At 68.8% G+C, this 12,321-nt stretch carries 13 protein-coding genes and 2 pseudogenes; 11 read left to right on the top strand and 4 right to left on the bottom strand.

Translation table 11 applies throughout. The annotated features are described in order from the left end of the window. Window positions 1-117 precede the first annotated feature (117 nt). From ACWGSR_RS29910 to ACWGSR_RS29900, 3 genes and pseudogenes are all read left to right on the top strand, one after another. Complete coding sequence (locus ACWGSR_RS29910) at window positions 118-918, top strand: inositol monophosphatase family protein (protein ID WP_453571008.1); 801 nt, start codon at window positions 118-120, stop codon at window positions 916-918. A 454-nt stretch (window positions 919-1,372) separates the two neighbouring features. Beyond that, a pseudogene (locus ACWGSR_RS29905) lies at window positions 1,373-1,444 on the top strand (hypothetical protein); the annotation flags it as partial. Window positions 1,445-1,517: 73 nt separating this feature from the next. Continuing rightward, a complete protein-coding gene (locus ACWGSR_RS29900; protein WP_453571005.1) occupies window positions 1,518-2,051 on the top strand; it encodes a hypothetical protein in 534 nt (177 codons plus the stop codon). 116 nt (window positions 2,052-2,167) lie between these two features. Here ACWGSR_RS29900 and ACWGSR_RS29895 read toward each other — a convergent pair whose 3' ends face one another. Beyond that, on the bottom strand, window positions 2,168-3,106 hold the full coding sequence (locus ACWGSR_RS29895) for an alpha/beta fold hydrolase (protein WP_453571002.1): 939 nt from the start codon (window positions 3,104-3,106) through the stop codon (window positions 2,168-2,170). A 127-nt stretch (window positions 3,107-3,233) separates the two neighbouring features. Between ACWGSR_RS29895 and ACWGSR_RS29890 the strand changes: the two genes are divergently transcribed. Both ACWGSR_RS29890 and ACWGSR_RS29885 read left to right on the top strand, forming a co-directional pair. Then, window positions 3,234-3,869 (top strand): TetR/AcrR family transcriptional regulator, encoded by a 636-nt coding sequence (locus ACWGSR_RS29890; RefSeq protein ID WP_453570999.1) that lies wholly within the window; start codon window positions 3,234-3,236, stop codon window positions 3,867-3,869. A gap of 31 nt (window positions 3,870-3,900) precedes the next feature. Then, on the top strand, window positions 3,901-4,353 hold the full coding sequence (locus ACWGSR_RS29885; protein ID WP_376236831.1) for a GNAT family N-acetyltransferase: 453 nt from the start codon (window positions 3,901-3,903) through the stop codon (window positions 4,351-4,353). 153 nt (window positions 4,354-4,506) lie between these two features. Here ACWGSR_RS29885 and ACWGSR_RS29880 read toward each other — a convergent pair whose 3' ends face one another. Continuing rightward, the gene (locus ACWGSR_RS29880) at window positions 4,507-4,857 is read right to left on the bottom strand and encodes a VOC family protein (RefSeq protein WP_453570996.1); all 351 of its coding nucleotides are present in this window, start codon (window positions 4,855-4,857) and stop codon (window positions 4,507-4,509) included. A gap of 419 nt (window positions 4,858-5,276) precedes the next feature. Between ACWGSR_RS29880 and ACWGSR_RS29875 the strand changes: the two genes are divergently transcribed. Further along, a complete protein-coding gene (locus ACWGSR_RS29875) occupies window positions 5,277-5,963 on the top strand; it encodes a deoxynucleoside kinase (RefSeq protein ID WP_376236825.1) in 687 nt (228 codons plus the stop codon). A 120-nt stretch (window positions 5,964-6,083) separates the two neighbouring features. Beyond that, window positions 6,084-7,433 carry a phospholipase D-like domain-containing protein gene (locus ACWGSR_RS29870; protein WP_453570993.1) on the top strand — a complete coding sequence of 450 codons (1,350 nt, stop codon included), beginning with the start codon at window positions 6,084-6,086 and terminating at the stop codon, window positions 7,431-7,433. A gap of 348 nt (window positions 7,434-7,781) precedes the next feature. Here the strand turns inward: ACWGSR_RS29870 and ACWGSR_RS29865 are convergent, their stop codons facing one another. Beyond that, window positions 7,782-8,078 (bottom strand): hypothetical protein, encoded by a 297-nt coding sequence (locus ACWGSR_RS29865; RefSeq protein ID WP_376236821.1) that lies wholly within the window; start codon window positions 8,076-8,078, stop codon window positions 7,782-7,784. 510 nt (window positions 8,079-8,588) lie between these two features. Next, the gene (locus ACWGSR_RS29860; protein ID WP_453570989.1) at window positions 8,589-9,290 is read right to left on the bottom strand and encodes a hypothetical protein; all 702 of its coding nucleotides are present in this window, start codon (window positions 9,288-9,290) and stop codon (window positions 8,589-8,591) included. A 6-nt stretch (window positions 9,291-9,296) separates the two neighbouring features. Here ACWGSR_RS29860 and ACWGSR_RS29855 point away from each other — a divergent pair, with 6 nt between their 5' ends. From ACWGSR_RS29855 to ACWGSR_RS29840, 4 genes and pseudogenes are all read left to right on the top strand, one after another. Continuing rightward, on the top strand, window positions 9,297-9,503 hold the full coding sequence (locus tag ACWGSR_RS29855) for a hypothetical protein (protein WP_376236817.1): 207 nt from the start codon (window positions 9,297-9,299) through the stop codon (window positions 9,501-9,503). 247 nt (window positions 9,504-9,750) lie between these two features. Beyond that, window positions 9,751-10,689, top strand: coding sequence for a TerD family protein (locus tag ACWGSR_RS29850; protein WP_453570986.1), 939 nt, complete (start codon window positions 9,751-9,753; stop codon window positions 10,687-10,689). Then, window positions 10,674-11,200: pseudogene (locus ACWGSR_RS29845) on the top strand (transposase family protein). The gene ACWGSR_RS29850 and the pseudogene ACWGSR_RS29845 overlap by 16 nt, the downstream one beginning before the upstream one ends. 204 nt (window positions 11,201-11,404) lie before the next feature. Further along, a protein-coding gene (locus ACWGSR_RS29840) for an IS5 family transposase (RefSeq protein ID WP_453571172.1) occupies window positions 11,405-12,212 on the top strand; the annotation gives its coding sequence in 2 pieces (ribosomal slippage) (window positions 11,405-11,857 and window positions 11,859-12,212; 807 coding nt in all). The last annotated feature ends 109 nt before the right edge of the window (window positions 12,213-12,321 follow it).

Raw genomic sequence — 12,321 nt, 5'->3', positions numbered from 1 at the left:
AGACGCTGCCACTGCCGGCGAAGAACCGGCTCAGGACACGAACCGCTGCTGGAGTGCCAGTACTCCGACCGGGAAAGTCCGCCGGAGCGGCAGTTTCGCCTCAGTAGGCTGCACGGCATGATCAACTCATACGCAAGTTCCGACGACGCTGCGGTCGCGATAGCGGGGGCGCGGGCCGGCGCGGACGTGATCCGCAACATGTACGGCCGGCGACTCGACCGCATCGACAAGGGTGCCGGGGACTTCGCCACCGCCGCCGATGTGGAGGCCGAGAAGAAGATCCTCGGCGTCATCCGTGCCGCACGGCCCGACGACTCGGTGCTCGGCGAGGAAGGCGGGCAGCAGGGCGCCGCCGGCGCCGTGCGCCAGTGGTTGGTGGATCCCCTGTGCGGCACGCTGAACTACGCCGTCGGCAACATGCTGGTGGCCGTCAACGTGGCGCTGCGCGACGGGGCGGCGGCCGTGGCCGACCCGTTCAGCGGCGAAATCTTCTTCACCGACGGGGAGACCGCCTGGGTGCGGCGTGACGGGGCCGACGACGCGCTGCTGACGCCCACGTCCGCCACCCGATTGGTGGATGTCAACCTGGATCCGCCGTTTCCGAGTGCGCCGGGATTCCGGGCCGTGGATCTGCTGGCCCGCTCCGAGTTCATCGAACGCTTCCGGCCGCGCGTCGTCTCCACGACGCTGGCGCTGGCCTGGGTGGCTGCCGGCAAGCGCGCCGCGTATGTCACCGATGGCGGCGACCTCTCCGGCAGCGTGCATTTCGCGGCCGGTATCGCTCTGTGCCGTGCCGCCGGCTGCGTCGTCACCGGCATCGACGGTGCCCCGACAGGTGAGGCGGGCCGTGGACTTGTGGTCGCCGCCGACGAGGAGACCCACGGACTGCTGTTGTCGATGATGCGCAGCCGAGGCTAGTGCCGCATCAAGCAGCGTTTGCCCTGTCGCTGCCCGGCTGCGTCGGATCGATCGAGCCGACGCGGCCGGTGGGCGGCGCCCATCCGGCTCCGGCGAGGGCCCGTTCGGCGTTGGTGTCCCGTTGCCGATCCATGTCGACGACCTGAGGCTGTCGCTGATCGGGGCCCACGGCTACCCGTTCGACGCCCGCCGTAGACCCGTCGGCGGTGTGAGTGTTCCTTCCCCGAAGGTCCACCGCGTCTTCGTCTCCGCCGGGCGAGCGTGCCAGGGTTCGGCACCGGACGACGGGCCTGGCTGGACAGCGGGCCGGCCAGCGTCCGGGCCGTACCGAGACGCCGCGGTCGTGGGCGACACCGTCCGGCGCATGGCCGACAAGGCGCGTGGAGCCCTGCCCTCGCAGGAAATCCTGGCCTCCGGTTGAGTCTCCCGTGGGGGGAGACAGCAAGCTGGGGGCATGGAACGCGACACGCTCTATTCCATCGGAGAGTTGTCCCACAGGACCGGCTTGACGGTGAAGACCATCCGGTTCTACTCCGACAAGGGCATCGTCCCGCCGACCGAACCGACTCGCCACGCTTTGCCGAGCCGAACGGCACCAGTTGGTCTCCGACTTCGTCGACGACGTGTTCGGGGACCTCGACGACAACCCCGAGTTCGTGTCGCTCATGCGATCCGCCGTTCCCGAGCTTCCCGACGATCCCGCGCCCGAACAGGCCGAGGCCTGGGTGGAACTCGCCGAACTCTGCCAGAACGCGGACTTCCGTACCGCGTTGCGCCGCACAGCCGCGGACCAGGCGCAAGAGCCTTCCCCACAGGACGTCAGCGCGCTGCACGACGCTCTCGACCACGCGATGCGGGAACGGTTCGACGAAGCCGTGTCCGCCGGCGTCCTCTCGGCCTCTGCCGAAGACGCACCCCTCGGTCATTCACTGGGCGGCCTCTACGGCTACGCATTCGAGCATGCCGACGACGGCGATCTGCGGCGCTGGCTCCTCGCCCGCCTGCAGACGGCCACCGACCCGCACACCGAGCGCTACTGGCGACTCGTGGCGACGATCAACGGCTGGCCCGCGTCACCCACACTCGCTCCCGTTCACACCTGGTTCGCCACCGCCTTCCGCCATGGGCGATAAGGAACCGCACATCTGCCGCGTTCCACGGGCGACTGTCTGAAGGGCTCGCGGTGCCTAAAGCCGCACGAGGCAGCCTCTGCGTGATGCCACCGGCGCCGTCGCGCGCTGCCGCGGTCCTACACGCCGGTCGCAGCGGGGCCGAGGGAGTCGACGTCCTCCATGAAGGACAGCATGCGGGCGTTGACCACGTCGGGGTGGTCGATCTGCGGGCCGTGCCCCGCCGCGGTGATGATCTCGGCGCGGGCTCCGGAGACGAGCCGCGGGACGCGTTCCAGCTGCCGCCCGGGGTGCACGAGCAGGCTGTGCTTGCCCATGATGACGTAGAGCGGGGTACGGATGGACCGCAGCGCGTCCTCGGTCAGCGGCAGCGGCGCGGGCCGGCGGATCCGGTACGCGCGTGCGCCGAGCTGGATCCACTCGCGCATCTCGGGGACGGCGATGACCGGCTGGTCCAGCCACTTGGCGAGCCGGGGACGCAGCGCCTTGGGGGCGAAGGTGGCGAACAGGCTCACGAAGACCCAGGCGAAGAAGCGCAGGCCGACCTTCTCCAGGCCGCCGGGGTCGAGGGCGGTGACCGAGGCGAGCCGTCCGGGCCGCCGGTGCGCCTGGTTGAGCACCAGCCAGCCGCCGTAGGAGGAGCCGACGAGGTGGACCCGGTCGAGACCCAGCGCGTCGAGGGCCTCGTCCATCCACTGCGCGGCCCGCTCGGGCTGCCACATCGGCTCGCGGTGGACGCTGCGGCCCGCGTCGCCCGGGGTGTCGAGGGCGTAGACGGGGCGGTCGAGACTGAGCCCGGGGGTGTTGGGATACCACATCGCCGAGCTGTAGCCGGCGCCGTGGATCAGGACGATCGGCGTCCGGGAGTCGGCGGCGGGGTCCGACGGCCCGTACCGGTAGACGTGGGTGGTGCCGAAGCTGGTCTCCACATCCGTTTCGGAGCGGACAGGTGCCCCCATCGCGTAGAGGACGTCGGCGGCGGCGAAGAAGCGGTCGCGCAGAGCGTCGTTGACATAGCGGCCGACGTCGCGGCGTATGCGGGCGGTGGTCTCGGGCACGGCGGCACCTCCTGTGAAGATCCGTTCTTCGTGGTACGACCGTATCATCAATGTGGTACAGCAGTATCATGAAAGGATTCGGTCAGTGGAGCGCGAACCCATCGACGACAGGCGGAGACACGGGAACATGCCGAAGCGTGTGGATCACGAGGAGCGGCGCGCTCAGATCGCCGAGGCGCTCATCCAGGTCGCGGGGCGGCGGGGGCTGCATGCCGTCGGCATGCGCGAGGTGGCCGCGGAGGCCGGCGTGTCGCTCCGCCTCGTGCAGTACTACTTCGAGACCAAGGAGAAGCTGCTCTTCTACGGTCTCCACCACCTGACCGAGCGCTTCACCGCAAGGGCGGGTGCCCGCCTGGCCGCCGCGGGTCCGGACCCGGGCCCGCGGGCCACTGTGGAGGCCTTGCTGCTGGCCTCGCTGCCGACCGACGGGGAGAGCCGTACTTTCCACCTGCTGTACACCTCCTACGCGATCCTGTCCGTGACCGATGGGGCACTGGCCGCGCAGCCCTTCATCGACAGCCCCGACGCCGCGGAGGACTCCCTGACCGGACTCCTCGAGCAGGCGCAGGGGGCCGGCCTGGCCGACCCGGACGCCGACGCCCGTACGGAGGCGATCAGCCTGCTCGCGATGGCGGCGACCATGGGCACCGGCATCCTCGTGGGCCAGCGGAGTCCGGAGTCGGCGATCGCGGTGCTCCGTCACCACCTGGACCGGATCTTCACGACCGCCGGGCCGTCCGAGCGGGGAACGGGAGAGAACTGACGTGTCACGAAGCACTGTGGGAGGTTCCGGCGTGTTCGTAGCGACGGAGGACGTGTTCGATCCGGCGGAAATGCTGGACCTCTACGAGTCTGTCGGATGGGAGGGTTACACCCGCGACGTCGACAGGCTGTGCCGGGGCCTGGCCAACTCCCACCTGGTCGTCACGGCGCGAGACGGCTCGGGAAGGCTCCTCGGCCTGGCCCGCACGATCTCCGACGACGAACACGTCTGCTACGTCCAGGACGTCGTGGTCAACCCCGCCCATCACCGGCAGGGCGTCGGCCGAGCCCTGGTCGGGCACCTCATGCGGCGATACTCGCACTGCCGCTTCTTCCTCCTGTCCACGGACCACGAGTCGACGGCGGAGGGCAGGCGCAACCACGCGTTCTACCGAAGCCTGGGATTCCTGTCCTACGAGGAGAAGGAGATGGCGGGCTTCGGACTGCCCAGGAACCGCCCCGACCTGCGCGATACGACGTCCTGACCGGATCCGGCACGGAGCCCCGCGCCGACCGGAGCACCCACTTCGGGCCACGCGGGGACCGTGTGGCGCGCAGGCCGCGCGTGGTTCCGGAACCGGATCGGGCAACGCAGAAGCCCCAGGTTCCCGACCTGGGGCTTCACAGAGGGGCGGAGGTCAGGGACCGACGTACTCGAAGATCCCGCCGTAGGGGTGCCGCAGCACGGCACGGCGGCCGTTCGGAGTCGGGGACGCGGCGGCCACCACCTCGGCACCGGCCGCCACCGCTTCTTCCACCGCCGCGTCCAAGTCTGCGACCGCCAGGGTGGCCGCCACGCTCGCGACGCGCTGCACGGCCTCGTCCGGACCGCTGAACAGCAGGAACGGGCCGACGCTTGCCAGAGCGACCCCGGCGAAGGCGAAACGGGATGCGGTGCTTCCCGTGAGTTTCTCGTAGAAGGGCACGGCCGCGTCCAGATTCTCAACGCGCTGCCGCACGACCACTGATTCGATAGCCATGACCGACATCATCACACCGCCGCATCGCCCGGCCCGACTTGGGTGCTGTCTCTTGGACCTGCCACGAGATCGTCGCGCTCTTGGCCGGAGGGCTCGTTGCCGCCGGATCGCCTATGAATCGGTGGGCGGTCTGTTGTGACCGGCGGACCGCGGACCTGGAGGCTCGACGACAGGGTCGAGCACCGGCACCACCGAAGCCCTCGACGTCCCACCCTCTACCGTGCACGAGCCCGTAAGGGAGTGAGGGAGGCGCCACCCCGGGCGCGTCACCATGCGGGCCCTCTCCCGGATCGCCTCCCGGGCACTTGCGCCACCCCACATCTGGGGTGGCGAGAGCACCACCTGCCCAGATGTAGTGTTGGCGGGGCTGGTGGTGCACCGGCCGCTCGTGCGCCCGCGGAGTGCGGGAGGCCAGGGAGAAGTGAGGAATGGCAGTGATCTGCGTCGGCGGCATGATCGGTATCGGCAAGACGAGCGTCGCCGAGCTGCTCGCCAGGGAACTGGGGAGCGAGGTCTTCTACGAGAGCGTGGACGACAACCCGATCCTCCCGCTCTTCTACACGGCGACGCCCGAGGAGATCCAGGCGAAGCGCTACCCGTTCCTGCTCCAGCTCTACTTCCTGCAGACGCGGTTCGCCTCGATCAAGCAGGCGTACAAGCAGGGGAACAACGTCCTGGACCGCTCGATCTACGAGGACTGGTACTTCGCCAAGGTCAACCACGACCTCGGCCGCATCAGCGCCCTGGAGATGCGGGTGTACGAGGGGCTGCTCGACGAGATGATGCGCGAGATCGACGGCCTGCCCTACCGCAAGGCGCCCGACCTCATGGTCTACCTCCGGGCCGACTTCGAGACGGTGCTGCGCCGCATCGGGCTCAGGGGCCGCGACTTCGAGCAGGATGCGGGCCTCGTCGAGTACTACCGGACGCTGTGGTCCGGCTACGACGAGTGGGTCCACCTCCACTACTCGGCCAGCGACGTCCTCGTCGTCGACATGAACCGTACGGACGTGGTGAACAACCCCGCGGACGCGGCCCGCGTCGTGCGCGAGGTGAAGGACGCCCTGGCGGCGGCCGGCCACCGCCGGGCCGAAGCCGGTCTGGAACCTGCCTGAAGCCACATCGCGGAGGATCGGCGGGAGGCGGGACGGGGCGGGAGGCAGGGCGGGAGGCGGGAGGCAGGGCGGGGCGGGTGACCTGGTAGGTGTCGGCCCCACCGTGAGATGGTCGTTGCCATGTCCTTTACATTTAGCCGCCCTTTACCTTCCGGTTCCCGTCTCCGGTCGCGTACGGGTACGGATACGCCGGGTCTTCGCCGGCCAGGCGGCCCCGCCCGGGTCCTCGCCGCACTGCTCACCGCCGTCGGTCTAATCGCCGCCGCGCCCGCGCCCCAGGCGACCGCCGCGCCCGTCAAGCCGGTCGTCAACGGGCCCGTCTTCAACGACCCGTTCGGCACCCCCGCCCAGCAGAAGGCGATCTTCACCCAGCTCGTCGACCTCGTCAACGCGACGCCCGCCGGGCAGACGATCCGCGGCTCGATGTTCGAGTTCGCCGACCAGGCGGTGGCCGACGCGCTGCTCGCCGCGCACGGGCGCGGGGTCGACGTCAAGCTCGTCGTGGACGACTCGACCTACGTCGACGCCAACGGCAAGGAATACGCCAACGCCGCCTACACCTCCCTCAAGAACGGCCTCGACACCACCAACACCGCCCGCTCCTGGGTCGTCGTCTGCGACGACCGCTTCGAGGACGCGGACGGCGTCGACGACGTGCAGCGCGGCTGCCTGAGCGTGGCGCCACCCGGCCCGGCGTACAACCACAACAAGTTCTTCCTCTTCTCCTCCATCGGCCCCTTCGGCGACGGGACCACCTACTCCAAGGTCGTCTTCCAGACCTCCTCCAACCTCACGAACTGGTACAAGGTCGAATCCTTCAACGACGCCGTCACCTTCACCGACGGCCCCGTCTACGACGGCTACGCCTCCTACCACGAGAAGCTCCGCGCCGGCCGGTACCTCGCGGGCGGCAACAACAACGCCTACTTCTCCACCCCGACCGGCTCCGCCTACCGCGGCTACTTCTTCCCGCGCGGCGACTCCTCCTACAACAACCCGGCCAGCGACATCATCGTCAACGCCCTCGACGAGGTGGCGTGCGCCTACACGGGCACCGACGGCAAGCGGCACCAGACCGACATCCGCATCGTCGTGCTCTACTTCAACGACTCCCGCATCCAGGTCGCGAACAAGCTCGCCGACCTGCGCGCCAAGGGCTGCTGGATCGACATCGTGTACGCCTCCGCCGAGGCCAAGGTGAAGACCACGCTCACCAACGCCTCCATCCAGCACCGCGCCTGCATGATCCCGAACGGACCCGGCATCGACGTGCGTCCGCACAACAAGCAGATCCTGATCGACGGCGACTACAACGGCGACATCACGCCCCGCGTGTACACCGGCAGCGCCAACCTGAACGGCTCGTCACTGCGCTCGGCGGACGAGGCGTTCGTCCGGATCACCAGCGCGGACCACCACGCCAAGTACCTCTCCGCCTTCTACAAGATCCGCTCCGCCTGCGGCGGCTGACCCCGGCCGACGGCCTGGGCACGGAGCCGTCCGCGCCCGGGCCACTCGCTCCCTCCGGCCCAGCGTCCACAGGACGTGGGCGCCGTCGTGACGGACACCGGTCGAGGAGATGACGGCGGCGACGAGGCCGCGCCCGGGGAGATGCGTGATGTGCATGTCGACCACGATTCCGGCCGGGCTGCGGCGCCGGTAGGACTTGCCCATTGCCTCCGAGGGCTGCCAACGGGCAACGAGACGCGGCATCCTGGCATGGCATGCAGAGCGTGGCGAGGATGTCGGTCAGGGTCGCTCCGTCCATGGGGACGGGTTCTGGCACGGCTTCTGTGATGGGCGATGGGCCGCTTTCGGTCAGGCAGGAGACTTGCTCGTGGGTTCCGCAGTGTCGTGGACCAACTCGGCGAGCTGGAGCAGAAACCCGTACGTCGCCATTCGGCCGTGGATGCGGAGGAAGTAGGACCGGCCGGAGCACTTGAAGATCTCTCGTCGGTTCACCTTCCAGAGCTTGTGCGTGTACGTGTTCGCCGCCTCCAGCAGGGCCGATTCGGCTTCCTCCGCACTCCCGTCGAATTCCGCGAGCGTTCGTGCGTTTCGATCCATCTCACTGACACCGTCAACGGGTATGGCAAGCACAATCCATCTGGACACGCTGAGATCCGTTCTCCCCCGCGCCGCCAGTCGCGGCACGCACCGCTCAAGTGTGGCAGGCGGGCCCGGCCCGCCGATGAAGCACGGTTCCTCTTCCCCCAGGGCTGTCGCGCGGGAAAGAAGTGTCCTCGCACGTGACCGGCTGCCCACCCGAAGCGCCCTGCGGAAACGAGGGGTGTCCCTTTTACACGGCTCCCACCGCCAGGTCGCCCGTCGCTCCGCGTACGTGAAGACGCCGGACCGTTCGGCAAGCATCGCCAACACCTGGGCACGGACGTCGTCGACGTCCTGGTGCTCGGCGCCGGAGACGATGCCGAGGCGGCGTACGTGCGCGTACTCGTCTTCGTCCTTCCACTCCTAGGGCTTGTCCGGCCGACCATGTGATTCCTCCGTTTCCCCGTGCAAGAGTCGTTCCTGTGGGCAGGGGCGGAGTGGTACGAGCGGTGTTGAATCGTTGTCCGATCCCTGGTTGCCGAACCTCGCTACCGGGCTCAGCGGTCCGGGAGTGGATCAGCTGTGCCGTGCGGTCGAGCGCGGGTCGGAGGTGTCGATATGTTCGGCGAACCGACGGACCTGGTCCTCGACGGGTTCGTCCCCGGTGACGGGCATGGTGTAGTGGCGAAACGCCGTCGTGAGGAGCGAATCCTCGACGCGGAACCGCATCGTGATGTGGGCCTTCTCGCCACGGTCGCCGACCGAGACGCCGAAGCCCCAGGGCGGGGTCAGGCAGTTCCATCGCCGGTACCAGTCGAGGGCGAGCAGTTCCCGGGCCAGGAGGCGTGCGGCGGTGTCGACCGGCTCCTCCCAGCCGTGGTCGGCGACGAAACGGTCCAGCTCGGCGTCGTACCGGTCGGCGTCGAAGTGGGAGTCCGGTGGCAGCCGCACCCGGATGTCGTCCGTGTTCTCCCACGTCCACACCACCAGACCACCAGATCGCTCGATGGTCACGAAGACGCCCCCGCAGCAATCGGTGACGCAGTAGTTGTTCGACAGCTCGACCCGCCGCGGTTCGCTACCGGTCCTCAGCGGCCACGTTTCGGGCGGGCCGATCAGCATCTCGTGAAAGAGACTCGAATCGCTGTCGGGGTGGATCGTCTCCACGACATCCGCCCCGTCGACCAGCACGCGGATCCGCGCCGCCGATCGCCATGACCTCGGATCCGCGGGAACATGGCGAAGGGAAAGGACATTGAACGGCTCGGAAGGCTCCATCCCTTCATGATCACACCTTCGGAACCGAACCTCCCGATGGGCGGACGGCGTCCACACCCCCGGAGCCTGGCGCCACGCGAGCACCTCGACGAGCAGCACGTCCGTCCGGACAGGATCCGGGCGGACGAGTCCCTCCACGGCTTCAGCGCGGGCAACGTGTTCGCCGAGTCGTTCAAGGCGGCGTTCGAACGCGAGCCGCTCCAGGGCCGGTAGAGCTCGCCCAGCGGATGTGAGGCCCGCCTCGATGCGTTCCGCCGGCTGTACCGCTGCAACATCCGACGCCGCCACTCCCCTCGGGCACCGCAGCCCGATCGCCTACGGGGCAGTGCCCCGGACAACACCGACTGCGCTGGCATCAACCGCGTGACCCGTGTCCGAGGTTCGAGGTTCGAGGTTCGAGGTTCGAGGTTCGAGGGAAAGCGTCGTCGAAGTCGGCCGACGGCCTGATGGTCCATGGCGCATGATGAGCGGCACGGACCACATAGAGAAGGCCACTGGTCACTGGGTTCCATCGGTTGTTCTGCGCATCGGTACGGCCGGCGCGGAAACGGCGGCGTTGCTGCTGGACCCCTCCGGCCGGGTCCGTGGCGATGCGGATCTGGTCTTCCACGGTCAGCCCGTGCGCCCGTCGGACGCGGTCCGGCTCGGCCCCGACGGGCTCGTCCTGGATCTGAACGGTATCGAGCCGGCGGTGGAGCGGATCGTGGTCGCCGGCTGGACCCGGCACAGCGCCTTCAACACGATTCCCGCCCTCAAGGCCGTCGCACCGGATGGAGCGGACATCATCACGTACACGGTGGCGGAGGAAGTCGGTGTGTCCGCAGTCGCCCTCGGCGTCTTCTTCAGGGAGGCGGACGGCTGGAAGTTCGAGGGTCTCGGTCAGGGGTACGGCCCAGGGCTCGCGGAGCTCATCACGTCGTACGGCATCGAGGTGGCCGACCCTGACCGGCCGACGATCCTGCCCGGACTGCCGTCCGGTCCGGTCCTCGTCGACGTCGCGCACGAGGGGAAGGGGCACTTCGCCCTCTATCCACTCGACGAGCGCAACAAGGACGGGGAGTACGTCTTCGCCGTGTCGCTTCCCGACCTGCGGGGCAGCCGGGCCTTTCACCCGCCCAAGGACCGCCCGCTGCGGTTCCGGGTCCCTGACGAGCTGGTGCACAGTGGGCGGCGAGCCGTCGAGGATTCCGGCCGGGCTCGATGTTCATCTCTGCCGTGCGGGGATCAGACCTGTGGTCTGCCCGTAGGAGAGCAGGCCGGCGACGGCCTGGGCGTTGTCGCTCATGTGCTCGTGGCGGCCGAGGTGACGGTACGGCGGTGTCACCGCGCGTGCGCCGGTCCGAAGCATGTTGCAGAAGGCTGCGAAGCGGGCGTTTCCCCTGTATGCGTGGGGCGTTGAGGGCTGAACCGTTGTGGCTGGAGACGTTCACGGGGCTGCGGATGCGGCAGTTCGAGCGGCTGGTGAAGGTCGTACGGGAACGGGGCGGGAACGGTTCTGGTGGCGGTCGGCCGTGGTGCCTGCCGCCGGCGGACCGGGTGCTGCTGGTGGCCGTGTACTACCGCACGAACCTCACGATGCGGCAGCTCGCGTCGCTGTTCGGGGTCTCGCCGGCGGCGGTGTGCCGGGTGATCAAGCGACTGCGGCCGCTGCCAGCCCGCCACCGCCGACGGCCTCGCCCTCGTCGCGGCCCTCGCCGTCGTGGTGGTGCCGCACCGCAAACGCCCGGGCCCTGCTGCCCGGCGGGGAGGAGGACAACTCCGAACACCGGCGGGTCAGAGCCCGGGTCGAGCACGTCTTCGCCCGCATGAAGCACTACAAGATCCTTCGCGACTGCCGTCAGCGCGGCGACGGCCTCCACCACGCGGTCCAGGCCGTCGCCCACCTGCACAACCTCGCCCTCGCCGCATGACCGGGCAGGCCCTGAAACCGGCCCTGCCCTGCGCCCGGATACGACCCTCTGCAACACGCTTTAAAGGGTGTTGCAGAAGGCTCGGTTCTGGGTATTTCGCAACACCCTTTAGAGCTCGTAACACGATCTTGTTGAACGTTCCTGGTCGGCCGTGACCGGTGTGACGATTCGGCCGTTCGGGATGGTGTGAGTACCCGGCCGTGGATCGTGGACGATGACCTGTGGGTGTTGATCGAGCCGTCGTTGCCGCCCTGGCCGGAGAAGGCTCCCGGCCCTCGGCCGATGCCGGACCGGCAGTGCCTGCAGGGCATCCTGTACGTGCTGATCAACGACATCGCCTGGCAACTGCTGCCCTCGGAGCTGGGGTTCGGCTCGGGCCAGACATGCTGGCGGCGGCTGGACCGCTGGCAGCAGGCCGGGGTCTTCGAGCGGCCGCACCGGATCCTGCTCACCGAGCTGAACGCGGCCGGCGAGCTGGACCGGTCCCGAGCATGCGTCGACGGCTCCCATGTCCGCGCGAAAAAGGGGGTGCCGACACCGGCCCGTCGCCGGCCGACCGGCGGACCGGCGGAAGACGGCAGCAAACACCATCTGATCCGCGACGGACGCGGCACTCCGCTCAAGGTCGTCACCACTGCGGCCAATGTCAACGACATCCGCCCAGACCCTTGCCCTGGCCGACGGCATCCCGCCCGTCGTGGGTCGCCCCGGCCGCCCGGGACGACTCCGCCGACGCCCCCAGGCCCTGCTCGGCGACAAGGGCCACGACTCCGACCCCAACCGCCGTGAACCACGCAAGCGCCGGATCCTGCCGGTCATCTCCCGCAGAAACGCCCCGAACATCGAGGGCCCGGGCAAGCTCCGCTACGTCGTCGAGCAGACCTTCGCGCTCCTCCACCAGTTCAAACGCCTCGCCGTCCGATGGGAACGCCGCACCGAACTCCACGACGCCCTCGTCTCCCTCACCTGCAGCCTCATCTGCTGGAGACGCCTCAAGAAGACCCAAACATGATCGTGTTACGAGCTCTTAGAGGTTGTCTCACGTGGTGAGTTTCGCGAGTTTCTTGTAGCAGGTGAGAGCTGCGGCGAGGCCCAGGAAGGCAAGGAAGTGGCTGCCCTTG

It is taken from the genome of Streptomyces sp. NPDC055632, from assembly GCF_053618675.1.
This window is presented reverse-complemented; position numbering and strand designations above follow the sequence as displayed.